Genomic DNA, 24,959 nt, shown 5'->3' on the forward strand with positions numbered 1-24,959 from the left:
ATGCCGACGCCTCCGCGGGTGCCCGGGGGATCACCCGTCCACCACGGTGCGCGGTCCGGCGGGGCCCGTCGGCGGCCGGGCACGGACCGGACGGAAAGGCGGCCGGGTCGCAGGGGGCCGGACGGGTGATCCGGCCGGTGGTGCCCGCGGTGGTGCGGGGGCGCGGCGCGGCGCACCCCGCACCTCGAGCGCTCCGGTCGCGCGATGGTCCCCGGCCCGTTCTCCTGGAGCCATGGAAGGCACGGCGTGCCCATGAGGGAGCCGCACTCCGGCGAAAACGGTCCCGCGCCGCCCGAGCCGGACGGGCTGCGCGATTTGCTCCGCAGCCCCGGCTATCCCAAGGTGCTGGTCTTCTGCGCGCTCACCGGCATCCCGGTGTCCGTCGCCGCCTTCTGGTTCCTCGCCGGGCTCCGCGCAGCGGAACGCGCGCTGTGGGCCGACCTCCCGCAGGCGCTGGGCCACGACGGTCCGCCCTGGTGGTGGCCGTTTCCCCTGCTGCTCGTGGCGGGCGTGCTGGTCGGTCTCGTCGTCACCCACCTCCCCGGCGGCGGAGGCCACGTACCCGCCGCCGGCATGCACATGGGGGCCTCATCGCCGGCCGCGCTGCCCGGGGTGCTGCTCGCCGCGGCGGCGAGTCTGCCGCTCGGCGCCGTCCTCGGCCCCGAGGCCCCGCTGATCGCCCTGGGCAGCGGGCTGGCGCTGCTGTTCCGCGACCTCGCGCAGGCGCCGGCGACTCCGCAGAACACCGCGCTGCTGGGCGCGGCCGGGGCGGCGGCGGCCATCTCCGCGATCTTCGGCAATCCGGTGGTGGCGGCGGTGCTGCTGATCGAGGTGGCGGGTGTGGGCGGGCCGCGGCTGTTCGCCGTCATGCTGCCCGCCCTGCTGTCCAGCGGGGTCGGGGCGCTGGTCTTCACGGGCTTGGGGCACTGGACCGGGCTGGGGACGGGCCAGCTGTCGCTGGACCTGGGCGCGTCGGTGCCCGGCCTGGACGTGGCCGACGTCCTGTGGTCGCTGGCCGTCGCCGCGGTTGTGGCCGTCGCGCTGCACCCCGTAAACGTCGGGGCCCGGGCGGTGGCCGCGTACGTCCGGGTGCGGCCCGTCGTACGGACCGTGCCCTGCGCCCTCGGCGCCGCGGCCTGCGCCGCGGTCTACGCGCTGGTCACCGGGCGGTCGCCCGGAGAGGTGGCCTCCTCGGGCCAGGCCGCCCTGGGCGCCCTCGCCGCAGACCCGCGGGCCTGGGGCAGCGGCGCGCTCCTCGCCGTGCTGGCCCTCAAGGGCGCCGCCTACGCGCTGTGCCTCGGCAGCCTGCGCGGCGGCCCGGTGTTCCCCGCGCTCTTCCTCGGAGCCGCCGCGGGCGTCCTCCTCGCGCCCCTGCCGGGTCTGGGCGTCGTCCCCGCGATGGCGGCGGGCATGGCCGCGGCCGCGGCGGCCACCCTGCGGCTGCCGGTGAGCAGCGTGGTGCTGGTGGTACTGGTCCTCGGCAGCGCCGCCATGATGCCCGTGGTCATCCTGGCGGCCGTCGTCGCGTTCCTCGTCACGGAACTCCTGCCGCCCGGGCGGCCGGTGGGCGGGTGACAGCGGGCGGCGTCCCGGACGCCGCGCCCCGGCGGGGACCGCTATACCCAAAATCTGTCGCCGCCACACCTCATCATTAATATGAGTTTCGCGTCACGAATTTCGCCCGGTCGGCCCGCGGGGCGAAATACCGCTGCTCACCGCACCCTCTGTGTTACGGTGATTCCAGTTGCAGTTGTGGTTCCCAGAGCAGTTCTTTTTTACCGGTAATCTTTCCGGCGGGGCAATCATCACAGCGACGCCGGAATCGCACGGTGCGATTCCGGGCACTGCCCCGAAGGAGAATTTCAGATGGCATCCGGTACTGTTAAGTGGTTCAACGCGGAAAAGGGCTTCGGCTTCATCGAGCAGGAGGGTGGCGGCGCGGACGTCTTCGCCCACTACTCCAACATCGCGTCCTCCGGCTTCCGTGAGCTCCAGGAAGGCCAGAAGGTCACCTTCGACGTCACGCAGGGCCAGAAGGGCCCGCAGGCCGAGAACATCGTTCCCGCCTGACGTCGACACACACACCGGGGCCGGGGCCCGCACCGAGAGGTGCGGGCCCCGGCCTCGTCGTCGTCGTCGGCGCCCGGGCTTGCTAGAGTCCCGCCCATGTCGACCCCTGACGACCTGCTCATCGACCTCGCCGCCATGGTCGAGTCGGAGCAAACCAATCAGATGTCCCTGACCGTCGTGGTGCACGGCGCCGTCATCACCGGCCGTCTCGCCCCCGAAAGCGTCTGGCGCCAGCGCGTCGCCGAGGTCCTCCAGGACTCCGACCAGCTCGCCCCGTTCGCCGCGGTGTTCCGAGAATCCGGCGGCCCGGCGGGCCGGACCCCTCCCCCCGCCGACGGCACCCCATCCCACCTGCACTTCCACGTGGCGCGCATCCTCCAGGGCACCCTGGGGATCCCCGAGACCGGCGGCATGTACCGGATCGCCGTCAAGGACGTCAGCGCCTGGACGGTGGGCGACTTCAGCTACTCGGACAGATGACGCCCTGACATCCTCATTCCCGGGCGAGCGCCCCGCCCTGGCCGTGCGGCCGGGGCGGCGGCGCCGTGCGGGCCATGTGTGCGGGCCCGTGTGTGGCGTGCGGTCCGTGCGGCCGTGTGGTGCCGTGCGTCCGTGTGGGCGACCCGCCGACAGCTCGCCGGCATGCGGTTCCGGGGGATAATCCAAGTGGGGTACGCACCCATCTGGACGGGTATATCCCCTGGGACAGTGCGACAGTAGGACGCGTGCGAGAGCTCGGGACATCGCGACGACGTATCCCCCGGGCCCCTTCGGGGGCCGGGGGCCGCCGGTCGGAGGAGCGCAGCGCCATGCACCACACGAACCTCACAGACGTCGGAACCCACGAGGCCAGGGCCCTGTCCGTGGCCCTGTTCCGCAGGCTCGCCGAGCTGGAGGAGGGCAGCGCGGAGTTCAGTTACGTCCGCAACACCCTGGTCGAGCTGAACCTCAGCCTGGTCAAGTACGCCGCCCGCCGGTTCCGCGGCCGCAGCGAGCCGATGGAGGACATCGTCCAGGTCGGCACGATCGGTTTGATCAAGGCCATCAACCGGTTCGATCCGGAGCGCGGGGTGGAGTTCACCTCGTTCGCGATGCCGACGATCACGGGCGAGATCAAGCGGTTCTTCCGGGACACGAGCTGGGCCGTAAAGGTCCCGCGCCGGCTCCAGGAGCTGCGGATCGACGCGGCCAAGGCGCACGACGCGCTGGAGCAGACGCTGGGCCGCGAGCCCACGGACTCCGAACTCGCCGGGCAGCTGCACGTCACCCCGGAGGAGCTCGCGGAAGGCCGCAAGGCGGCGTCCGCCTACTCGGCGCGCTCCCTGGACGCCCCCGCCCAGGAGGAGGGCGACCGGGACTCGGGCGCCGACCGGCCCTCCCTCGGCGAGGAGGAGGCTGCCTACGACCGGATCGAATGCCTGGAATCCCTCAAGCCGATCCTGGCGTGCCTGCCGGAGCGCGAGCGGACCCTGCTCTCCCTGCGGTTCGGGCAGGAGCTGACGCAGTCCGAGATCGGGGACCGGCTGGGCCTGTCCCAGATGCACGTGTCGCGGCTGCTGACCCGCACTCTGGAGCGGCTGCGCACCGGCCTGCTCACCGACGCCCTCGTCGACGGCGAGGACCCCGCCGGGGACCGGGCCCGACCCGCGCAGCGGGTCGAGACCGCCTGAGGAGCACCGGGACGCCCTGCGGGGCATCGGGCGAACCGGACGACCGCGGACCGGACGACCTAAGGGGCGTCCACGGAGCGGAGGGGCGGCGGGACCTCCAGCCAGACGACCTTGCCCGGTCCACCGTCCGGCGAGGGGACGGCGCCCCAGTCGCGCGCCAGCCGTCCCAGGACGATCAGGCCGTGGCCTCCCGGCAGGGTGCGGTCACCGGGGGGCCGCCGCCTCGGGAGGTCAGGGTTGTCGTCGCTGACCTCCACGCGCAGTCGCTCGGGGGTGTGCCGCAGGACCAGCTCGCGGGGACCGCCTCCGTGCAGGCAGGCGTTCGTGACCACCTCGGAGACGAGCAGCAGCACGTCGTCGACGGACTCCGGCCCTCCGGGCCACTGCCAGTCCGCCAGCGCCCGGCGGGTGAAGTCCCGGCACCGTCCCACGACACCGGTCGTGGCGCCGCCGAGAACGAGCCTCCGCGTCTGCTCGGCCACAGGGCCTCCCGTCTCCGCGCCTCCGCGCCGCATGTACCCCTACCCAGGGCTGCCAATCCTAGGGCGGCCGTCGGCTCTCGATCTCCCCCATTGTTTCGCTTGATGGAAAAATCCTTCCGACACACGGAAAAAGACCTCCGTCCGGGCGCCTGGCGGTGTGACGCCGGGACAGATGCGACCGTCTATTCCACATCGTGGACAACTATTCTCGTTACATGAACGCAGAAGCCCACGATCCCGCCGCCCCGACGGACTCCGCGAAGGAGGCCGTGAAGGACGCCGACCGACGGCATGTCTTCCACTCCTGGTCGGCGCAGGAGCTCATCGACCCGCTCGCCGTCGCCGGGGCCGAGGGCTCGTACTTCTGGGACTACGACGGCAACCGGTACCTCGACTTCTCCAGCGCCCTCGTCTTCACCAACATCGGCTACCAGCACCCGAAGGTCACCGCGGCCATCCAGGAGCAGGCGGCGCGGCTGTGCACCGTCGCCCCCGGCTTCGCGGTCGACGTCCGCTCCGAGGCGGCGCGGCTGATCGCCGAACGCACGCCCGGCGACCTGGACAAGATCTTCTTCACCAACGCCGGGGCCGAGGCCGTGGAGAACGCCGTGCGCATGGCCCGGCTGCACACCGGCCGGCCCAAGGTGATGTCCGCCTACCGCTCCTACCACGGCGCCACCTCCACCGCGATCAACCTGACCGGTGACGCCCGCCGCTTCGGCAACGACACCGCCACGGCCGGCGTCGTGCACTTCTGGGGCCCCTTCGCCTACCGCTCGCCCTTCTACGCGGCCGACGAGGCCGAGGAGTGCGAGCGGGCCCTGCGCCACCTCGAGGACACCATCGTGTTCGAGGGCCCGCAGTCCATCGCCGCGATCATCCTGGAGACCGTCGGCGGGGCTCCCGGCGTCCTGGTGCACCCGGCCGGCTACCTGCGCGGCGTCCGCGAACTCTGCGACCGCCACGGCATCGTCTTCGTCCTCGACGAGGTCATGGTCGGCTTCGGGCGCACCGGCCGCTGGTTCGCCGCGGAGCACTGGGACGTCGTCCCCGACCTGCTCTGCTTCGCCAAGGGCGTGACCAGCGGATACGTGCCGCTCGGCGGGGTCGCCATCTCGGCCGCCATTGCCGAGACCTTCGCCCGCCGGCCCTACCCGGGCGGCCTGACGTACTCCGGGCACGTCCTGGCCTGCGCCGCCGCCGTGGCGACGATCAACGTCATGGAGGAGGAAGGCGTGGTCGAGCGGTCCGCCCGTACCGGCGCCGAGCTGCTCGGCCCCGGGCTGCGCGCGCTCGCCGAGCGGCACCCCTCGGTCGGGGAGGTCCGGGGTCTGGGCACGTTCTGGGCCCTGGAACTGGTGCGGGACCGGGCCACGCGTGAACCGCTGGTGCCGTACAACGCCTCCGGGGCGGACAACGCGCCGATGGCGGCCTTCGGCGCCGCCTGCCGCAAGGGCGGGCTCTGGCCGCTGCTCGCCGGCAACCGCGTCCACGTCGCACCGCCCTGCACCATCTCGGCCGAGGACGTCTCCAAGGGGCTGGAAATCCTCGACGAGGCCCTCTCGGTAGCGGACGCCCATATGGCCTGACCTGCACATCTGTGGGGTCGCCCAAGTCCTGGGTGCCGGTGTTCGGATGATCCGTACGGTGGTTGACCCGCCATTCACATGCTGCAATCCGTGCGTACGAACAAGCACCTACGGACCGGGATGCACGTCAGTCCCGGGGCGGTCCCACGGGGCCGAACGGCGGGGAGCGGGCCGACCGCTGGACGCCGGGCGTACGGGATCCAGGCAACCGGACTCCGTGTTCCCGTATCCGAAGGAAGACAAGCATGAGCAAGCACGTCCTCGCGCAGAACCAGTACGGCAAGGCCGAGAACCGCATCGTCAAGGTGACCCGGAAGGGCGGCGACGGCTCGTGGCACGAGATCCGCGATCTCAACGTGTCGGTCGCGCTCCGCGGTGAGTTCCGCGACGTCCACCTCACGGGCGACAACGCCAACTGCCTGCCGACCGACACCACCAAGAACACGGTGTACGCCTTCGGCAAGGAACACGGAATCGAGTCCCCCGAAGCCTTCGGCATCCTGCTCGCCAAGCACTTCGTCTCCTCCCAGCAGCCGATCCGCGAGGCGCAGATCCGCATCGAGGAGTACGTGTGGGACCGGATCCCGGTCCCGACCCGCAAGGAGCAGCACTCCTTCGTCCGCAAGGGCCAGGAGGTGCGCACCGCGCAGATCACCTACAGCGAGACGACCGGCCTCCAGGTCATCTCGGGCCTGAAGGACCTGACGGTGATGAACTCGACGAACTCCGAGTTCCACGGGTACATCAAGGACAAGTACACGACCCTGCGGGAGGCGTACGACCGCATCCTGGCGACCAAGGTCACCGCTCGCTGGGCGCACTCCGCGCTGGCCGCCGACGACCCCTCCCACGACTGGGACCAGTCGTACAGGAAGGTCCGCAAGAACATGCTGGAAGCCTTCGCGGAGACGTACTCCTACTCCCTCCAGCAGACCCTGCACCAGATGGCCGAGCGCGTCCTCGACCACTGCCCCAAGGTCAACGAAGTCCGCCTGAACCTGCCCAACAAGCACCACTTCCTCGTCGACCTCGAGCCCTTCGGCCTCAAGAACGACAACGAGGTCTATTTCGCGGCGGACCGGATGTACGGCCTCATCGAGGGCACCGTCCACCGCGACGGTGTCCAGCCGGTGATCGCGACCTCCGACTGGATCGTCGCCTGACACCTTCCGTTTGCCGCTCCGTTCGGCCCGGACCGCTCTACGGGGTCCGGGCCGTTGCGCTGCGGGGACGAGTTCCAGCCGCTCTTCCGGTTCGGTAGCCGAAACGAACCCTTGTGCCGATCGCCGCACCCAAGGAGGCTGTGCTGCCGACTGGTTGACGACGAGGTGCGAGGGGGCGGGTAGTCCATGCCGCGGGCGATCAGGGAATGGCGGGGCTGGACGGGCGCGGCCCCCTTCTGGCTGAACTCCTTCCTGCTGCTCCTGGCCCCCTTCACCGCCGTCACCCTCTTCGGCCAGCTCGGTGTGATCGCGGCCCTGGCCGCGCTGGGCGGCCTCGCCCGCCATCTGTGGTGCGGGGACTACGGCCACCCGGCGGTCCACCTCGCCGCGGTCCTGATGGGTGTCGCGACGGCGACGCTGGTGACCACCTGAATCACCCGTTCGGGCGCACCCCCCTCCGCCCCGCCGCGGCGCGGCCGGACCGGCCCCGATCCGTGCGGACATCCGGATCGGGAACGCGACACGCCGTGACGTCCTGTCAGTCTTCCGTGTTGCACCGGGTGCCGGCGGGCAGGGGAGAGGTCCACTGCCCACATGAGCCGGCCGCCCGAGCCGGACCGGAGGGACCCGCATGCGCCGCGCCAAGTCGGTCGTCACCGCGCTGACGGTGGTCTTGCTGGCCACCGGGATCGCCGTGCTGCAGCGCACCGAGGGCGCGGACCCCTCGGTCGCCGCCACCGACGACGCGCTGCCCTCGCGGGCGCTCGGGCTTTCCGACCACCGGCGCCTGGCCCGCCAGCGGGAGCTGCCCGGGGGCGACGACTCCGCGGACGGCCCCCGGTCCCCGAGGACGACGGCGGGCCCGTTGCGGCCGATCACGGGGCCGCTGCGGGATGCGCGGCCGCTGCGGCTGCGCGTGCCGGGTCTCGGTATCGACGTACGGGTGACCCGGGCTCCCGGAGGGTACGACGGGCCCGGGTCGCCGGCCGGGGACCGGGGAGCCGGCCCGAGCGCCGGGCAGGACGGGCACGCCGGGCGGGGCGGGCATCCCCGACCGGGCCGGTCCGGTGACGTCGCGTGGCACAGCGGGGGTCCGGCGCCCGGCGCCGCCGGTACCGCGGTGATCGGCGGGCCCGGCCTGGACCTCTCCGGGCTCCGGCCGGGCCGGACCGTCGAGGTCACCCGGGACGACGGCCGGACGGCCGTGTTCACCGTCATCCGGGTCTCCCCCGGCCCGTCGGGGGAGAGCGACGGCGGAGCCGGGCGGCCCCGACTGCGGCTGATCGGCGGTGAGAGCTCCGTACTGGCCCGGCTCACCGGGCAGCGCGGCAGCCGCTGACCGACCGGGCCCCGCCGTCGCGCCGTCCCGGCGTCGTCCCACCGGGTCGCAACCCCGCCGTCCCGGCAGGGCACGCACCGCGTTCCTCCGGTCGGCCTGTTCGTTCCGCCGGTCGGGCGCTTTCGGCACGCGGACCGCAAGCCGCCCGGCGTGTCGGGGCACACCCCTCGCATGAGCGGGAGGCAGCACGTGCGCGCGGCCCTGACCAGGGCCCTGACGAAGGCCCTGACCGTGGCCTGCGTCGTGCTGCTGTGCGTCTTCGGCGCCGGGCCGGCCGCGGCGATGGTCGCCGAGTCCCGCCCCTCCTCCAGTGCCCCCGTCGAGCCCGCCGAGGGCCAGTCCGATCCGGCCGCCGAACCCGAATCGCGGGCGGCCGTACGGGCGATGGCGCGCGGGCTGCCCGGCGGACGGCGGGCTGCGCTGCCGGTGTTTCACGTGAAACATGCCGAGGAGCCGCCCGCGGTCGCGCCCGTGGGGCGGACGGCCGGGCCGCCGTCCGCGCGCGCGGTGCGGAGTGTGGTCCTGCGCTGCTGACCGGGCCGGAACTCCGACAGCAGCGCAGTCTCCCCACACCCCCTCGACCACGTGAGGTTCCGCCATGCCCATCGACGCGTACGCCGCCCTGAACGCCATGATCCGTGCCGAAGCCACCCGCTTCACGCCGTCGCCGGTCCGCCACAGCACCGACCCGGCCGTGTCGCAGAAGACCACGCGCCCGGTCCCCGAGCCCGAGAGCGAACACCAGCGGACCGCCCCTGCGGACTCCGCCGCGTAGGAACTCCGAGGAGCGCCGGTTCCCCCGCCCTCGCAACGGAGCGTGGTCACGTGAGGTTCGACCACGGTCACGGGAACCGGCGCCACCACCAGTCCGCGCCGGACGGCTGCCGCGCCGCCTCGGCCGAACGTCCCGGCCGGACCCGGCCGAAAGGACGGTCCGGTGGGCTCCTCGGGCTCAATCCTCGCGCGTGTAGTAGCGGTAGAACGCGGCGAGCCCTACACCCATGCCGACGAAGAGGCCGACCACGGCGGCCCTCAGCACACTGGAGCCGGTCAGGCTGTGCAGGAAGCCCGCGGCGGCGCCCGTGAACACTCCGTACGCGGCCGCACGGACCTCGCGCTGCAGCCGGGGCCCGACCCGGCCCAGGGCGAACAGGACACCGGCGAAGAGCGCGCCGCACAGGATCCCGAAGAAGACGTTGCCCGCGTCCACCGGCCCCGTCTGGCGCTCGATGAAGGCGGCCCAGACCCCGTAGACGAGCCCGGCGAGCACGGCCCGGGTGAGGGCGTCCCTGGTGGTGCGGTGGGTGGCCGCCGCGGTCGGACGGTGGTGGCGCCGCCCGGAGGCGGTGGATGCCGCGTGTGCCATGACGGGCTCCTCTCTCCCCCTCAGGGCACACCCTGCGTCCCGGCCCGGCAACCCGATCAACCGTGCGGGCCGGTCAGGCGGGCCGATCAGGTGGGCCGCACCGCCACCGCGTCGACCTCGAAGAGCATGCCGGGCAAGGCGAGCGCGGCCACCCCGACCAGGGTCTGCGCGGGCAGCTCGGTGCCCCAGATGGCGTGCAGCTCCTCGAGCAGGACGGCCAGCTTCTCCTGGTCGTGGTCGACGATGTAGGTGCCGAGGCGGACCACGTCGGCGGGGCCGAGCCCGACCGCGGCGAGGGCGGTGCGGAGGTTGGCGAAGGCTCGCGCGACCTGTCCGGCGAAGTCCTCGCGGACGACGTGCCCGCTCTCGTCGGATCCGTACTGGCCCGCTATGAAGACCTGCTCCCCCGGGGCGGAGACGACGTGGCTGTAGCCGTAGGCGGTCGGGGTGTGGAGTCCTGCCGGGTCGGTGATGCTGCGCGTCATGTCGAAGCTCCTGGGTTTCCGTCGCCGTGCGTGTTCCGTTGCCGTGCGTGTTCCGTTGCCGTGCGTGCGGGGTGACGGGTGCGCGCGGGGGCGGCTACCGCGCGGCGAGCCAGGCGCGGAGCCGCTCGGGGGCGTCGGGGGCCTGCCGTTCGGCCTGCCGCCGGATTCCGTCGAGGTCCTGCGCCGCCAGGGCCGTGCGCCAGGCCAGTTCGGCCCGGCCCATGGCCTGTGCGATGGCGCAGGCGGGGGCGCCGGCCTCCGCCTCCCGGTCCGGCCCCCCGGGCCCCTGCCCCCTGATCTCGGTGCACCGGAAGGCCTCGTCGGGACCTTCCACGGCGGCGACCACGTCCATGAGGGAGATGTCGGCGAGCGGGCGGGCCAGGCGGAACCCGCCGCGGGGGCCCGGGGTGGAGACGACGATGCCCGCCCGGGCCAGCGCCTGGAGCTGCTTGTTCAAGTAGGCCGCGGGCAGGTCGTGCCACGCGGCCAGCCGCGCCGCCGACACCGCCCGGTCCGGCCCGCTCCACGCCAGGTTGACGCAGCTGTGCAGCGCCCACTCGACGCCGTCGCTCATCTTCATAATCTGGATATTAGATGTCCAGGTTTTCACCCGCAAGGGGGACCGGCGCGACCCACCCGCAGCAACATCCCTCGCGCCGCACGCGGGCCGGACCTTCCCTGGTGACGTGCGCACCATCCTGTCGGCGGTACTGATCGTGCTCGTGGCCCTCCTGGTGCCCGCGAGCGCCGTCGCGTACTGGACCGACCGCGACCTGGGCGACGCCGACCGCTACACCGCCGCGATGGCCCCGCTGGCCACCGACCCGGCCGTCCAGGGCGTCGTCGTCGCCCAGGCGACCCGCGGCCTCGCCGGGCAGATCGACGCGGGCCCCTTCCAGAGCGGAGTCGACGCCCTGCTCGGCGAAGCCCTGCGCTCCTTCGCCGGTTCCGAGGCCTACCGCACCGCCTGGGACGCGGCCAACCGGGCCGCCCACGCCGCCTTCCTCACCGCGCTCACCACCGGCCACGGCGACGCCGTCACCATCGACCTGGAGCCCGTCATCGCCCACGTCAAGGGAGAACTCGTCGCCGAGGGGGTGCCGTTCGCCGACCGTATCCCGGTGACCCACGTGACCGTCGAGGTCATGGAATGGGACAACCTCGGCGCGCTCCGGAAGGGGTTCCGCATGCTCCAGATCGCGGGGATCTGGCTCCCCGTACTGACCGTGGCCCTGGCCGCGGCGGCCGTCGCCGTCGCCGTCCGCCGCCGGCGGGCCGTGATGGCCACCGGGTTGGGGCTCGCGGTGGGAGCCGCACTGCTGTGGATCGCCGTGGGCGTCTGCCGCCGGATCACACTGGACGACCTGCCCGTCGACATCGACCGGCAGGCCGCCGGAGCGGTGTACGACGCCCTGACCGCTTTCCTGCGCACCACCGCGTGGGTGGTGCTGGCGGTCGGGCTCGCCGCCGCGCTGGGCGCCTGGCTGGCGGGCCGGCTGCGCCGCAGCCCATAAGCTCGGAAGGTACCAACGTAGGCAGAACGACGCAGAAGAGCCCAGAAGAACCGATTCTCGAGCGGCGGCACGGAAGCGGAATGAGCACCGAACGCACCGACCACATACCGTCCGGTCGAGGGCGGTCCCACCCCCTGGCCCCGCCCGCGTGGCTGCTCGGCGGACTGCGGCCGAGCAGCGCACCGATCCCCTGGGCCGCCGCGGCCCGCGCGGCGGTCGCGCTGTCCGTCCCGCTCGCCGTCGGATTCGCCCTGGACGAGCCCGAGTACGGCGCGCTCGTCTCGATGGGCGCCCTGTCCGGGGTCATCGGCGACACCGCCGACTCCTACCGCATGCGGATCCTCAACATCGCCGTCCCGCAGTTCTTCGGCGCCGTGGGCGTCACGCTCGGCACCCTGGTCTTCGGGCACGGCTGGCTGGCCGTCGCGGCCCTCACCTTCGTCGCCCTGGTGTCCGGGATGATCTCCTCGATCGGCACGGTCGCCTCCGTCTCCGGACTGCTGCTCCTGCTCAACGCCGTGGTCGGGGCCGGGCTTCCGCTGCCGCGGCCCTGGTGGACGGCGCCCCTGCTGCTGACCGCGGGCGGCCTGTTCGTGCTCGCGCTGACCCTGCTCGGCTGGCCCCTGCGCGGCCGGCTCCCGGAGCGCACGGCCGTCGCGGCCACCTACCGCGCGCTCGCGGACTCCCTCGAGGCGGCCGGCGGCCCGGCGCCCGTCTACGAGGAGCGGCGCCGGCAGGTCACCCAGTCCCTGAACCACGCCTACGACCTGGTGCTGGGCCGCCGTGCCCGGGAGCACGGCCGCAGCCCCTCGATGGTGCGGCTGCTGGCCCAGCTCAACGTGGTGATCCCGCTGGTGGAGGCCGCGCCCGCCGCGCACCTGCGCGACCGGCCGCTGCCGCCCGACATCCCGGCGGCCGTACGCCGGCTCGCCGACGCCGTCGAAGAGGGCCGCACCGGGGTCCCCCTCCTCCAACTGCCCGCCCCGCACACCCCGTCCGAGCGGGCCGTCGACTCGGCCCTGCGGCACGCGGCCGACGTGGTGTACCTCGCCGAACCGGACCTGAACAACGTCGACGACCGGCTCGGCCGGCCCGCCGCCCTGCGCGTCCGGCTCCGGCGGACGGTGCGCGACATGGTGTTCTCCCGTGCCTCCTGGCGCTACGGGTTGCGGCTCGCGCTGTGCATCGGGCTCGCGCAGTCGCTCGTCTCGCTGATCGAGGTCGAACGCTCCTACTGGGTCGCGCTGACCGTCACCTTCGTCCTCAAGCCCGACTTCGGCTCGGTGTTCTCGCGGGCCGTGCTGCGCGCGCTGGGCACCGCGGCCGGGCTGGTGATCGCCGCCGCGGTGCTGGCCGAGGTCCCGCGCGGCTGGTGGGACGTACCGGTGATGATGGTGCTCGCCGCCCTCATCCCCGTCTTCTCGGCCAAGGGGTACGCCTTCCAGACCGCCGCGATCACCCCGGTGATCCTGCTGCTCTCGGACCAGCTCAACCACCACGGCTTCGACCTGGTCCGGCCGCGCCTGCTGGACAGTCTGATCGGCTGCGCCATCACCCTCGTCGCCGGCTACCTGCTGTGGCCCGAGAGCTGGCACGCGCGGGTCGGGGACCGGCTCGCCGACACGGTGGAGGACGCCGCCCGCTACCTGGAGCGCGCCTTCGCGCCGCTGCCGGACGGGGCCTCGCTCGCCCAGGCGCGCACCCTCCGCGTCCAGGCCCGCAGGCGGATCTACCGGGAGCTTTCGGGCGTGCGCAGCGAGTTCCAGCGGGCCCTGACCGAGCCACCGCCGACGGGCGCCCGGGCCGCCGCCTGGTGGCCGCTGGTGGTGGCCGTCGAGCGCATCGTGGACGCGACCACCGCCGCCCGGGTCCGGGCCAACCACGGCGCGCCTCCCCCTACGGCGGGGGAGGTGGAGTCCCTCGCGGGTCAGCTGCGCGACCTGGCCGGGCGGGTACGCGACAGCACCCTCCCGGTTCGGGCCGACCCGGAGCCCGCGGACGACCGGCCGGACGTCCTCGCGCCGGTCCGCCAGGAGGTCGCCTCGGCCCGCGCCCTCGCCGGGCCCGGCCCCTGACCGTCCCCTGTCCGGGCGCCTGTCCGTCGCCCGGATGGGTCCGCGCCCCGGGCCTCCCGGACCGCGGCGGGAGAGCATCGGTACATGCACCGCGCCCCGGCCGTGATGGTCCTCGCCGCCGCCCTGGCGGCCCTGGCCGGATGCGCCGATGTGGAGGGCCTGCGCAGCCAGGGCGAGCTCGGCACGGTCCACGCGCCGAAGACCCTGTGGAGGGACATCCGCCCCTCCCCGCCCGATCCGGGCCAGCAGCCGGGCACGGCCGCCGTGGTGCCCGGGCTGCCCAAGGCGTCCGCGGCGGGCCTGCGCGGCATGGACGCACTGGACGTCGTACGCGCCGACGTCGCCTCCGCCACCGCCCAGGACGGCGGAACGGGGCGGCTCGTCGACCCCCGCGCGGTGAAGCGGCTCGCGCTCTGCACCGGGGCCCCCGGCGGCGGCCCCGGCTGCCCGGTGCGCCCCGGAGTACTGCACGACCTCACGGGCAACGGCCGGGAGGAGCTGATCACGGCCCTGGACCTCGACGGCCGGCTCAGCGAACTGCGCGTCTACACCGTCCGGGACGACGGCCGCATCGCCCGGGTGCTGACCCGGCGGGCGGTCCTGGAGGGCGTCGAGGTCGCCGCCGAGCACCTCGCCGTGCGCGAACCCACCTCGAACCCGCGGTACGTGGCGGTCTCCGACTACGAATGGGACGCGAAGGCCGGCGTCATGAGCCTGTCGCAGCTGACCCTCGACGACTGCCCGGCCCTCACGGACCTCCCCCTGGGCGGGGACGGGTCGCGATGCGCGCGCTGAGCAGCCTGCGCTGGAAGATCGCGCTGACCACCACGGCCGTGTGCTGCATGGTCGCCGCCGCACTCGGGGTCCTGGTGCACAACGTGGTCGCCCGGCAGATCGTCGGCGAGGTCCGCGCGAAGGCCGAGGCGGACCTGGACCACGCCCTCGGCCACTACGAGTACGGCACCTCCCACGGCGACGTGGACGTCGCCCTGGACCCGCCCGGCCTGCCGCGGCCGCTGCGCGACCTCGTCGCACGCGGGGACACCGGCAGCATGGTCGGCCGCCGCGGGGGCGAGCCCGTCATGTGGGCGGCCGCGCCCGCCGACGAGCACGCCCTCGCGATCTGGATTCCGTACGGGGACACCCGTGGCCGACTGCGGGAGATCGACACCGCGATCCTCGCCTCGGCGGCCCTGGCGGCCGGGGTCGTCGCACTGGCCGGTCTGTTCCTCGCCGGCCGGATCAGCCGGCGGCTCGCGACCACCGCCGCCGTGGCCCGCCGGATCAGCTCCGGGGACCTGGACGCGCGGGTGAACTTCCCCGCCGACGGCGCGGACGGGAGCGGGGAGGGGCGCGCACGGCGCCCCGTGCGCTCGCGGGACGAGGTGCGGGACGTGGCGCAGGCCCTGGACTCGATGGCGGAGTCGCTCCAGGAACGGCTGGAGGCGGAGAAGCGGTTCACGGCGGACGTCGCGCACGAACTGCGCACCCCGCTCACCGGCTCGCTGGCGGCGGCCGCGCTGCTTCCGGACGGCCGGCCCAAGGAGATGATCAACGACCGGCTCAAGGCCCTGCACCTGCTCACCGAGGACCTGCTGGAGATCTCCCGGCTGGACTCGGGCGTCGAGCGGGCCGAGCCGGCCCGGGTGGAGCTCGGCCGGGCGGTGCGACGGGCGGTCGCCGGGAGCGGGTACGAGGCGACGGTACGGGTCCTGCGGGACGCGGTGGTGCTCACCGATCGCCGCCGCCTGGACCGGATCCTCGCCAACCTGCTGGTCAACTCGCACAAGCACGGCCGGCCGCCGGTGGAGGTGACGGTGGAGGGACCGGTGGTGGTGGTGCGCGACCACGGTCCCGGCTATCTGCCCGAGCTGATCGAGCAGGGCCCCAAGCGGTTCCGCACCGGCGACCCGGGCCGCGGCCGGGGCCACGGGCTGGGGCTGACGATCGTGGCCGGCCAGGCGGCCGTGCTGGAGGTCGCCCTGACCTTCGCCAACGCTCCCGACGGAGGCGCGGTGACCACCCTCAGGCTGCCCGTCGGGCGACTGCCGGACGGGGACTGAGGGCGGCCACCGGCCGGTTCAGACGCCGATGCCCTTGCCGTCCTTGCGCCAGACCGAGACGACGGCCGGGCGGACGAGCCGGCCCGGTCCGTCGGGCCACGTCGACTGCGGCTTCTCGACCGAGGCCCCGTCGATCTCGCCCGGGTGCTGGACGGCGACCAGGACCCGCTTGTCCTGGATCACCGGACCGCAGGTCTCGGCGCCGCGCGGGACGGTCAGGAACTGCTTCAGCTCCCCGCGGCGCTCACCGGCCGTCGCCACGCCGAACAGGCCGTCGTGGGAGCCGAGCTGGTTGCCGTCGGTGGAGATCCACAGGTTGCCGTGCGGGTCGAAGGCGACGTTGTCCGGGCAGGAGATGGGGCTGACCCTCTCCTTGGGGAAGCCCGCGAAGTAGGTCGCCGGGTCGTTCGGGTCACCGGCGACGAGGAACAGCCGCCAGGCGAAGCCGTCGCCGGCCGGGTCGTCGAAGTTCTCGGCGAGCTCCAGGATCTGGCCGTGCTTGTTCAGGTTGCGCGGGTTGGCCTCGGTGGCGCCTTCCTTGCCGGGCTTGCCGCGGTCGGTGTTGTTGGTCAGCGCGACGTAGACGCGGCCGGTGCGCGGGGACGGCTCGACGTCCTCGGGGCGGTCCATCTTGGTGGCGCCCACCTTGTCGGCGGCCTGGCGGGTGAAGACGTACACCTCCTCGGCCGTCATGCCCTCGACGTGCGAGACGTTGCCCGTGGCGAGCTTGATCCAGACGCCGGAGCCGTCGAACGCGCCGTCGGAGGGCAGGGCGCCGGAGCCGTCGAGTTCGGCGGCCGGGGTGTCACCGGTGAGCTTGGCGACGTAGAGGGTGCCCTCGTCGAGGAGGGTGAGGTTGTGCTCCTTCGCCGCGCGCGAGCCGCCCTTCTTCATCCGCTTCGAGGAGACGAACTTGTAGAAGTAGTCGAAGCGCTCGTCGTCGCCCATGTAGACGACGGGGCGGCCGTCCTCGGTCAGCCGGGGCTGCGCGGCCTCGTGCTTGAAGCGGCCCAGTGCGGTGCGCTTGCGCGGGACGGAGTCCGGGTCGTACGGGTCCAGTTCGACCACCCAGCCGAAGCGGTGCGACTCGTGGGGCTCCTGGGCCACGTCGAAGCGCTTGTCGAAGCGCTCCCACTTGCGCTCGGTGGCGCCGGTGGTCATGCCGTACCGCTTCAGGCGGGCCGCGGCGGTGGGGTCGGTGACCTGGCCGGCGTTGGCGAAGTACTGGTTGAAGTTCTCCTCCCCGTGCAGGGTGGTGCCCCACGGAGTGGTGCCCCCGGCGCAGTTGTTGAGGGTGCCGAGCACCTTGGTGCCGGTCGGGTCGGCCGAGGTCTTCAGCAGGGCGCCACCCGCGGCCGGACCGGTCATCCTGAACTCGCTGGTGGCCGTCAGGCGGCGGTTGAGTTCGTGGCGGGAGACCGCGGTCAGCCTGCCGCTGCGGTGGTCCTCCTGGACGACGACCACGGACAGGCCGTGCGCGGCCCAGGCGATCTCGACCTGTTCGCGGGTCGGGTTGGCCGGGTCGTAGCCCTTGAACATCAGGTTCTCGTCCGTGTACTCGTGGTTGGCCACGAGCAGCTGCCGGCGCTCGTAGTCGCCGCCGAGCGGGAGCAGGCTGAGGAAGTCGTTGTTGTAGCCGAACTGACCGGCCTGCGCGGCGGCCGTCTGCCGGTCGGCGTTGAAGCCGGGGGCGCCCTTGAGGATCGGGTCGCCCCAGCGGATGACGACGTTCTGCTCGTGCCCCTCGGGGACGGTGACCCGGTCGGCGGTGTTGGGGGCGACGGGCTTGAAGCGCAGGCCGCGGGCGGCCTCGCCGTTCCCGGCGGCGCCGGCGGCGGCCCCCTCGGCCGGGGTGGCGTGGGCGGACTGGCCGGGGCCGCCGAGCGTGACGGCGCTGCCGGCGGCGGTGGCGACCGTGACGACGGCGGCCGTGCGCAGCATCGAGCGGCGGGAGTACGCGCGGGCGATGATGTCGCCCGCGTACTCGTTGTCACTGGTGTTGGGTACCTCGTGGAAGCATGCGTCACCGCAGCGGTAGCGGCAGGTGAGGGCGGAACGGCCGCCCCCATGCGGGTTGCCGATGAGCGGCAGGAGCTTGCGCACGAGTGTCCTCCGGTAGCTGCGTGGGCGCCGACAACGTGTCGGGACGATCCAGCGGCGACGCTAGGGCCAGGTGGCGCCGCAGCGGCGGCGCGCGGATGAACGATCGGTGAACCGGGTGCGTCGGGGCGGGAGTTCGCCCTGCGGGTGCGCGGTGCGGGGGCCGGACGCCACGAAAGGCGCCCCTCCCGAAGATCCAGCCGGGCGGCCGATAACCTTACGTGTCCACTCTGGGCAGGGATCAACCGCGCAGCACGGACAAATGACGCACGCACTCATGCGAAAGGCCTGGCCCATGGGTATTCGGAGCTTGTTGCGCAAGGTGTTCGGACGGTCTGCGGAACCGGTACCGGAAACGTCGGGCACGCCCTCGGCGGCCCTCCCGAGCCAGGCGGAACGCACTCCCCTGGACGCGGCGGCCGAGTTGGTGGCCGCCTCCTTCGACAATCCGACCGTTCCGCCGCAGTCCGCGCCGCGGGACCGGGAGGCGGGCACGGTCCTGACGGCCCCGGCCCCGGACCCGTCGCCGGTGGCGGACCCGACGGTGCCGGAGGCCCGCCGGCCGTCGTCGCCGACGGGCGGGCAGCCGGAACCGGCGGCCGCCGAGCCCGAACCGACTCCGAAGCCCGAGCCGGAGCCGGCCGCCGCCGAGGTGGAGCCCACGGCCGAGGCCGAGCCCACCGCCGAAGCCAAGGCGGAGCCCGCCGAGCCGGAGCCGGTCGCCGCCGAAGCCGAGCCCGAGGCTGAGGCCGCCGTTGAGCCTGAGGCCGCCGAGGCCGAGGCCGCTGTTGAGCCCGAGGCCGAAGCGGAGGCCGAGCCCGAGGCTGCTGCCGAGGCGGAGCCTGCCACTGAGCCCGAGGCTGAGGCCACCGAGGCGGAGGCCGAGCCCGGGGCCGCCGCTGCGGCGGAGCCCGAGGCTGAGGCCAAGGCCGAGCCCGAGGCCGCCGCCGAGGTTGCAACGGAGGCCGAAGCCGAGGCTGCTGCCGAGGCGGAGCCCGAGACTGAGGCCAACGCCGAAGCCGAGCCCGAGCCCGCCGCCGAGCCCGAGCCCGCCGCCGAGGCCGAGCCGGTCGGTGTCGACGCCGAGGCCGGTGCCGACGGCCCCGCTCTCGCCGCCGCCGCGGTGCGGCGCCGCGCGCCCGGGGTCGCCGCCGCGTACAAGGCGGCCGGTCAGGTGCTCCGGAGCAAGGGCAGGGCCGGGGCGCGCGCCACGGTGTACCTCGTCCTGGACCGGTCCGGATCCATGCGCGGGTTCTACAAGGACGGCAGCGCCCAGTACCTCGCCGACCACACCCTCGCCCTCGCCGCGCACCTCGACGAGAAGGCCACCGTTCACACAGTGTTCTTCTCCACGGAGCTGGACGGCACCGCCGACCTCGACCTCGACGGCCACGACGAGACCTGGGTCGAGACCCGCCACGCCGAGCTCGGCCGGATGGGCCGCACCAGCTACCACGTCGCCGTCGAGGCCGTCGTCGCGCACTACCGCGAGCACGGCGGCGAGGGCCCGGCCCTGGTCGTCTTCCAGACCGACGGCGCCCCGGACAACCGGCAGCCCGCCAAGGTCGCCCTGGCCGAGGCGGCCACCACCGCCCCCGGCCTCCACTGGCAGTTCGTCGCGTTCGGCGACCACGACAACAAGGCGTTCGACTTCCTGCGCAAGCTGGACGCCGAGAACGCCGGCTTCTTCCACGCCGGCCCCGCCCCGCGCGAGCTGACCTCCGCGGCCCTCCTCAAGGGCATCCTGGAGCGCTTCTAGCCGGAAACGACCGAAGGGCCCGGGATCATCCGATCCCGGGCCCTTCGTCACATCCGGTCCGGCAGGACCTAGCGCGCGGCGTCCGGGTGGACGGCCTCCGCGACCGGCTTGGCGTCGGCGGCCTTGGTCTCCACGGGCTTGCGCAGCGCGATGTTCAGCTCGCGCAGGCGGGCCTCCTCCAGCACCGTCGGCGCGCCCATCATCAGGTCCTGCGCGTTGCCGTTCAGCGGGAAGGCGATGGTCTCGCGGATGTTCGGCTCGTCGGCCAGCAGCATCACGATGCGGTCCACGCCGGGGGCGATGCCACCGTGCGGCGGGGCGCCGAGCCGGAACGCGCGCAGCATGCCCGCGAACTCGCGCTCGACGGTCTCGGCCTCGTAGCCCGCGATCTCGAAGGCCTTCAGCATGACCTCGGGCTCGTGGTTGCGGATGGCGCCGGAGGACAGCTCGATGCCGTTGCAGACGATGTCGTACTGCCACGCCAGGATGTCCAGCGGGTCCTTCTCCTCCAGGTCCTTCATCCCGCCCTGCGGCATGGAGAAGGGGTTGTGGGAGAAGTCGATCCGGCCGGTCTCCTCGTCCTTCTCGTACATCGGGAAGTCGACGATCCAGCAGAACCGGAAGACGTTCTCCTCGAACTGCCCGGCCCGCTTGGCGGCCTCGACGCGCACACCCGACATGATCTTGGAGACCTCGTCGAACTCTCCCGCGCCGAAGAACACCGCGTGGCCGGCGGCCAGACCCAGGCGCTCGGTGAGGACCTTGACGTTGTCCTCGGTGAGGAACTTGGCGATCGGGCCGGTCAGGGCGCCGTCCTCGCCGACGCGGACCCAGGCCAGGCCCTTGGCGCCCAGCGAGATCGCGTACTCGCCGAGGCCGTCGAAGAACTTGCGCGGCTGCGCGGCGGTGTCGGGGACCGCCAGGGCCCGCACGTGCTTGCCGGCGAACGCCTTGAACTCCGAGCCCTCGAACACATCGGTGATGTCGACGAGTTCCAGCTTGGCGCGCAGGTCGGGCTTGTCGTTGCCGTACTTCAGCATCGACTCGCGGAACGGGATCCGCGGGAAGGGGGAGGTGACCTCGCGGCCGTTGCCGAACTCGGTGAAGAGCTCGGTCATCAGGCGCTCGATCGGCTGGAAGACGTCCTCCTGCTCGACGAAGGACATCTCCACGTCGAGCTGGTAGAACTCGCCCGGCGAGCGGTCGGCGCGGGCGTCCTCGTCGCGGAAGCACGGCGCGATCTGGAAGTAGCGGTCGAAGCCGGAGATCATCAGCAGCTGCTTGAACTGCTGGGGGGCCTGCGGCAGGGCGTAGAACTTGCCCGGGTTCAGGCGGGACGGGACGACGAAGTCACGGGCGCCCTCGGGGGAGGTCGCGGTGAGGATCGGGGTCGCCATCTCGTTGAAGCCGAGGGCCACCATCTTCGAGCGGATCGACGCGATGACCGCCGAGCGCAGCATGATGTTGCGGTGCATGCGCTCGCGGCGCAGGTCGAGGAAGCGGTACTCCAGGCGCCGCTCCTCGTTCACCCCGTCGTCGGTGTTGATCGTGAAGGGCAGCGGGCCGGCCGCGCCGAGCACCTCGACCTCGGCGGCCTCGATCTCGATCTCACCGGTCGGCAGCTCCGGGTTGATGTTCTCGGCACCGCGCGAGACCACCTTGCCGTCGACCCGGATCACCGTCTCCTTGGAGAGCTTGTCCAAGGCCGCGGCGGCAGCGGTGCCGGGACGGGCCACGAGCTGCGTGATGCCGTAGTGGTCACGCAGATCGATGAAGAGGATGCCGCCCAGGTCTCGACGGTTGTGCAGCCAGCCGCTCAGCCGGACGTCGGCGTTGACGTCAGAGGCGCGGAGCTCGCCGCAGGTGTGGGACCTGTACCGATGCATCAGTCATCCAGTTCTTCGCGATACCAGGGTGGATTCAACCCTCACAAGGTTACCGTCCGGGCGGGGGGCGGGGCGGGCACGCCCGCCGGGCCCCCGCGAGCGCCCCCGTGCCCGGCCGAAGAGGCACGAGTGAGGGATGACCTGTAAAGATGACCGGGTGCGCACCGAGGACGTCCTGGCCGCCGTCGCGACGGGTCTGTGGCGATGGGACAACGCCTCCGGGACGGTCACGCTCGACGGCGAGGCCGCCCGGATCCTCGGGCTGCCCGCCGAGCCCGTGGTGCTGCCGGAGGTCGCCGTACGGTCCCGCTTCCACCCGGTCGACTGGAACGAGATCAACGGCATCGTCACCCTCGCCGTCGCCGAGGGCACGCTCGCCGAGGCCCGGCTGCGGATCATGGACGAGGACGGGCGGGTCCTGCGGACCGTGCGCAGCCGCTCCAAACCGGTGGAGAACCGCCTCGCCGACGGCCGCGTCGACTACGAGCTGATCGGCACCATCCAGGAGGTCGCCGAGCCGCAGCCCGGCACCACCGCCGTGCACACCCCGATCACCGGCGACTGGCGGCGCTCCCGCGAGGCCTTCCTGCTGGACGCGGGCCGGGCACTGGCCGAGGCCCGTTCCACCGCCGAGGTGCTGCGGGTCGCGGCCTCCCTGTCCATGCCCGGCTTCAGCCCCGACGGGCTGGCCGTCTTCGGCGCGGCCGGCGACCGGCTGTCGATCATCGGGCACCACGGGCACGACGTCGGGGACGAGGCCCCCTTCGCGGACATGCGGCTGGAGACGGACTACCCGGCCGCGGAGGTGGTCCGCACCGGACGGGCGATCTACCTCCCCACCCCGGAGGACTACAAACGGCGCTTTCCGGTCACCTGGCCCCTCGCCGAGCCCTTCGGACGGGTGTCCTGGGCCTTCCTGCCCCTGATCGTCGCCGGACGCACGATGGGCGCCTGGATGGCCGCCTTCAAGCACCCGGTGTCCTTCACCCCCGACGAGCGCTCCGTCCTGACCACCGTGGCCCGGATGCTCGCCCAGGCGCTCCAGCGGGCCGGGGTGACCGAATCCGAGCGGGAGCTCACCACCGGGCTGCAGCGGTCGATGATGCCGCAGCTCGGCCCCGAGATCCCGGGCATGCGGATCGCCGCCCGGTACGTGCCGACCGGCGGCGGGCTCCAGGTCGGCGGCGACTGGTACGACATGATCCCGCTGCCGTCGGGACGGTTCGCGCTGGTCATCGGCGACGTCCAGGGCCATGACGTGCGCGCGGCCGGGCTGATGGGCCAACTGCGGATCGCGGTGCGGGCGTACGCCTCGGAGGGCCACCGGCCCGACGCGGTGCTCTCGCGCGCCTCCCGCTTCCTGGCCGGGCTGGACTCCGCGCAGGACTCCGACGGGGACGACGACCCGGACTTCCAGAGTCCCCGGTTCGCGACCTGCCTGTACGTGGAGTGCGACCCCCGGACGGGCATGCTGGAGGTGGCCCGCGCGGGCCACCCCGACCCCGCGGTCCGCATGCCCGACGGCACGGTCCTGATGCGGTCCACCGCGGGTGGGCTGCCCCTCGGCATCGTCCCCGACACCGACTACCCGACCACCCGGTTCACCCTGGAGCCGGGCGAGACGATGATGCTGTGCACCGACGGGCTCATCGAGACCGGCGGACACGACCTCGACACCGGCTGGGCCCGGCTGCGGGCCGTCCTGGAGTCCGACGCGCACGATTCCGAGTCCCTGGAGAAGCTCGCCGACCTGCTGGTGCAGGCCGTGCACGGGCCGTCCTCGCACCACAGCACCGGCCCGCTGGCCGACCGCCGCGAGGACGACATAGCCGTCGTGCTGCTGTGCCGGGAGGGCGGCGGCTGCGGCTGCGGCGCCACGGCCGGGCACCCGGCCCGTCCGGCCCGCCGCACCATGCTGACCGTGGCCCAGGCCGAGCCGGAGCGGATCGCGGGCGCCCGACGGCAGGTCCGGGAGCTGCTGCACGACTGGGCGGACCCCGACCAGGTGGACTCGGCGGTGCTCATGGTCTCCGAGATGGTGACGAACGTGCTCACCCACACCGACGGGGACGCGCTGCTGGTCGCCGAGGCCGTGGGCGAGCTGGGCGAGCGCCGGCTGCGCATCGAGGTCGCGGACGGCAGTGACGAGCTCCCGCACCGGCGGCAGCCGGGCGAGATGGCCTCCAGCGGCCGCGGGGTCCTGCTGATGGAGATGCTGGCCGACTCCTGGGGCGTGGACCCGCGCGGCGAGGGCAAGTCGATCTGGTTCGAGCTCAGGGAACGCTCCAAGCGGCCCGACTCCTCCGAGGGGCCGGACGCCGTTCATGACTAGTTGCGGGCGTACGAGCCGAGGCCGACGAGGCAGTAGACGTACTCGTTGATGACCGCGCCGTTGAGGGTGTAGCGGTGGGAGAAGGCGTACTGCGTCTTCGGGTAGTCGTCGCAGCGGTCCATGTCGGAGGTCATCGGGATGCTGCCGATGACCCGGTAGTGGGCGTCGGAGGCCGAGCAGGGCACCTCCTCCACGTTGTCGACGCGCTGGGCCGTCGTCGAGTCGGGCAGGGTGCCGTTGAGGCAGGTGCCGCGGTCGTACGGGGTGGGGGCGGCCTCCTGCGTCGGCTCGGGCTCCCCGGTGGGCGCGGTCGGCGCGGCCGGGGCCTCGTAGGTCGGCGGGGCCGGGGCGTAGGAGGGGCTGTACGAAGGGCTGTACGAAGGGCTGTAGGACGAGGCCGAAGGGGAGGGCGTCGCGGAGCCGGCGGCCTTGCCGTCGCCGTCGTCGCCCGAGCCGACGGCGAAGGCGCCGATCAGCACGGCCGCGAGGAGCCCGCCCGCCACCAGGCAGCCGACGGCGGCGGGCCGGCCGCCGCCCGTCCGGCCGGGGGGAACGGGCGGAACGGCCGCTGCGGCGAAGGGATTGCCACCGCCGGACCGGGCCGCTGCCGCCGGCGCCGGTCGCGCGAAGGGGTTCCCGCCGCCGGCCGGGGCCGGTCGCGGAGCCTGCGTCGGGGTCGCGGTCACTGCCGGTGTCGGCGTCTGCGTCGGCACGGGCGCCGTCCGCGGCCCCGACCCGGCGGGCGCCGCGATCCTGACCCGCACGGGCAGTTCGCCACCGCCGTGCGGAACCCGGACGAGTTCGCCGTCCCGGGTGGCGGACGGGATGCGCAGACGGGCCGGCCCGCTCGGGAGCGTGACCGTGAGAATCACCCCGTGGACCGCCTGCTGCGGAGTGATCGTGACGTCGACTTCCTCCGAAGACACAACTGCTCCTCAAAGCCGGGGCGTGCCGGGACGGGTCTCCTCGGATTGTGGCCCCGCCACCTCGGCGGACGCAGCCGTTCCGTCAATGCGCACGCACGGCGGCCCCGCTGCCCGAGGGGACGGGAAGCGGGGCCGCGAGC

The 24,959-nt window shown here is 73.3% G+C and carries 23 protein-coding genes; 16 read left to right on the plus strand and 7 right to left on the minus strand.

All coding sequences use genetic code 11. The annotated features are described in order from the left end of the window. The first annotated feature begins 252 nt into the window (after positions 1-252). The 4 genes from AC07FY_RS11140 to AC07FY_RS11155 all read left to right on the plus strand — a co-directional run bounded on the left by AC07FY_RS11140 (position 253) and on the right by AC07FY_RS11155 (position 3,740). Positions 253-1,575 (plus strand): chloride channel protein, encoded by a 1,323-nt coding sequence (locus tag AC07FY_RS11140; protein WP_479004521.1) that lies wholly within the window; start codon positions 253-255, stop codon positions 1,573-1,575. 291 nt (positions 1,576-1,866) lie between these two features. After that, on the plus strand, positions 1,867-2,070 hold the full coding sequence (locus tag AC07FY_RS11145; RefSeq protein ID WP_030011983.1) for a cold-shock protein: 204 nt from the start codon (positions 1,867-1,869) through the stop codon (positions 2,068-2,070). Between the two features lie 96 nt (positions 2,071-2,166). Continuing rightward, the gene (locus AC07FY_RS11150) at positions 2,167-2,550 is read left to right on the plus strand and encodes a hypothetical protein (RefSeq protein WP_479003793.1); all 384 of its coding nucleotides are present in this window, start codon (positions 2,167-2,169) and stop codon (positions 2,548-2,550) included. 329 nt (positions 2,551-2,879) lie between these two features. Then, positions 2,880-3,740 carry a SigB/SigF/SigG family RNA polymerase sigma factor gene (locus AC07FY_RS11155; protein ID WP_479003796.1) on the plus strand — a complete coding sequence of 287 codons (861 nt, stop codon included), beginning with the start codon at positions 2,880-2,882 and terminating at the stop codon, positions 3,738-3,740. Positions 3,741-3,799: 59 nt separating this feature from the next. Here the strand turns inward: AC07FY_RS11155 and AC07FY_RS11160 are convergent, their stop codons facing one another. Next, positions 3,800-4,222 (minus strand): ATP-binding protein, encoded by a 423-nt coding sequence (locus AC07FY_RS11160; protein WP_479003799.1) that lies wholly within the window; start codon positions 4,220-4,222, stop codon positions 3,800-3,802. Positions 4,223-4,437: 215 nt separating this feature from the next. Between AC07FY_RS11160 and AC07FY_RS11165 the strand changes: the two genes are divergently transcribed. The 6 genes from AC07FY_RS11165 to AC07FY_RS11190 all read left to right on the plus strand — a co-directional run bounded on the left by AC07FY_RS11165 (position 4,438) and on the right by AC07FY_RS11190 (position 9,088). After that, a complete protein-coding gene (locus AC07FY_RS11165; protein WP_479003802.1) occupies positions 4,438-5,811 on the plus strand; it encodes an aminotransferase class III-fold pyridoxal phosphate-dependent enzyme in 1,374 nt (457 codons plus the stop codon). A 245-nt stretch (positions 5,812-6,056) separates the two neighbouring features. Then, the gene (gene pucL, locus AC07FY_RS11170) at positions 6,057-6,974 is read left to right on the plus strand and encodes a factor-independent urate hydroxylase (protein WP_479003805.1); all 918 of its coding nucleotides are present in this window, start codon (positions 6,057-6,059) and stop codon (positions 6,972-6,974) included. Positions 6,975-7,160: 186 nt separating this feature from the next. After that, positions 7,161-7,406, plus strand: coding sequence for a hypothetical protein (locus tag AC07FY_RS11175; RefSeq protein ID WP_362295151.1), 246 nt, complete (start codon positions 7,161-7,163; stop codon positions 7,404-7,406). A 199-nt stretch (positions 7,407-7,605) separates the two neighbouring features. Beyond that, complete coding sequence (locus AC07FY_RS11180) at positions 7,606-8,313, plus strand: class F sortase (RefSeq protein ID WP_479003807.1); 708 nt, start codon at positions 7,606-7,608, stop codon at positions 8,311-8,313. A 171-nt stretch (positions 8,314-8,484) separates the two neighbouring features. Further along, complete coding sequence (locus AC07FY_RS11185) at positions 8,485-8,847, plus strand: hypothetical protein (protein WP_479003809.1); 363 nt, start codon at positions 8,485-8,487, stop codon at positions 8,845-8,847. A gap of 64 nt (positions 8,848-8,911) precedes the next feature. Then, the gene (locus AC07FY_RS11190) at positions 8,912-9,088 is read left to right on the plus strand and encodes a hypothetical protein (RefSeq protein ID WP_479003812.1); all 177 of its coding nucleotides are present in this window, start codon (positions 8,912-8,914) and stop codon (positions 9,086-9,088) included. A 177-nt stretch (positions 9,089-9,265) separates the two neighbouring features. Here the strand turns inward: AC07FY_RS11190 and AC07FY_RS11195 are convergent, their stop codons facing one another. From AC07FY_RS11195 to AC07FY_RS11205, 3 genes are all read right to left on the minus strand, one after another. Further along, complete coding sequence (locus AC07FY_RS11195; RefSeq protein WP_479003814.1) at positions 9,266-9,679, minus strand: hypothetical protein; 414 nt, start codon at positions 9,677-9,679, stop codon at positions 9,266-9,268. 86 nt (positions 9,680-9,765) lie between these two features. Next, positions 9,766-10,164 (minus strand): RidA family protein, encoded by a 399-nt coding sequence (locus tag AC07FY_RS11200; protein ID WP_479003817.1) that lies wholly within the window; start codon positions 10,162-10,164, stop codon positions 9,766-9,768. A gap of 94 nt (positions 10,165-10,258) precedes the next feature. Then, positions 10,259-10,738, minus strand: a complete 480-nt coding sequence (locus AC07FY_RS11205) for an RrF2 family transcriptional regulator (protein WP_479004524.1) — start codon at positions 10,736-10,738, stop codon at positions 10,259-10,261. Between the two features lie 112 nt (positions 10,739-10,850). Here AC07FY_RS11205 and AC07FY_RS11210 point away from each other — a divergent pair, with 112 nt between their 5' ends. The 4 genes from AC07FY_RS11210 (at position 10,851) to AC07FY_RS11225 (ending at position 15,816) form a co-directional block, all read left to right on the plus strand. Then, positions 10,851-11,678 (plus strand): hypothetical protein, encoded by an 828-nt coding sequence (locus AC07FY_RS11210; RefSeq protein ID WP_479003820.1) that lies wholly within the window; start codon positions 10,851-10,853, stop codon positions 11,676-11,678. A gap of 80 nt (positions 11,679-11,758) precedes the next feature. Continuing rightward, positions 11,759-13,753 (plus strand): FUSC family protein, encoded by a 1,995-nt coding sequence (locus AC07FY_RS11215; protein WP_479003823.1) that lies wholly within the window; start codon positions 11,759-11,761, stop codon positions 13,751-13,753. A gap of 84 nt (positions 13,754-13,837) precedes the next feature. After that, positions 13,838-14,548, plus strand: coding sequence for a hypothetical protein (locus AC07FY_RS11220; RefSeq protein ID WP_479003825.1), 711 nt, complete (start codon positions 13,838-13,840; stop codon positions 14,546-14,548). Then, on the plus strand, positions 14,536-15,816 hold the full coding sequence (locus tag AC07FY_RS11225) for a sensor histidine kinase (protein WP_479003827.1): 1,281 nt from the start codon (positions 14,536-14,538) through the stop codon (positions 15,814-15,816). Before AC07FY_RS11220 ends, AC07FY_RS11225 begins: the two co-directional genes overlap by 13 nt. Before the next feature lie 18 nt (positions 15,817-15,834). Here AC07FY_RS11225 and AC07FY_RS11230 read toward each other — a convergent pair whose 3' ends face one another. Beyond that, entirely contained in the window at positions 15,835-17,919 is a 2,085-nt protein-coding gene (locus AC07FY_RS11230; protein WP_479003830.1) for a PhoX family protein, read from the minus strand. A 292-nt stretch (positions 17,920-18,211) separates the two neighbouring features. Here AC07FY_RS11230 and AC07FY_RS11235 point away from each other — a divergent pair, with 292 nt between their 5' ends. Then, on the plus strand, positions 18,212-19,675 hold the full coding sequence (locus tag AC07FY_RS11235; RefSeq protein WP_479003833.1) for a VWA domain-containing protein: 1,464 nt from the start codon (positions 18,212-18,214) through the stop codon (positions 19,673-19,675). Between the two features lie 68 nt (positions 19,676-19,743). Here AC07FY_RS11235 and aspS read toward each other — a convergent pair whose 3' ends face one another. Further along, positions 19,744-21,561, minus strand: coding sequence for an aspartate--tRNA ligase (aspS, locus tag AC07FY_RS11240; RefSeq protein WP_479003836.1), 1,818 nt, complete (start codon positions 21,559-21,561; stop codon positions 19,744-19,746). A gap of 157 nt (positions 21,562-21,718) precedes the next feature. Here aspS and AC07FY_RS11245 point away from each other — a divergent pair, with 157 nt between their 5' ends. Further along, complete coding sequence (locus tag AC07FY_RS11245) at positions 21,719-23,893, plus strand: SpoIIE family protein phosphatase (RefSeq protein WP_479004527.1); 2,175 nt, start codon at positions 21,719-21,721, stop codon at positions 23,891-23,893. On the opposite strand, the gene AC07FY_RS11250 is transcribed toward AC07FY_RS11245, so the two are convergent. After that, a complete protein-coding gene (locus AC07FY_RS11250) occupies positions 23,890-24,819 on the minus strand; it encodes an LppU/SCO3897 family protein (RefSeq protein ID WP_479003839.1) in 930 nt (309 codons plus the stop codon). The genes AC07FY_RS11245 and AC07FY_RS11250 overlap by 4 nt on opposite strands. Positions 24,820-24,959 lie beyond the last annotated feature (140 nt).

Source organism: Streptomyces sp. NPDC045967, assembly GCF_056430495.1.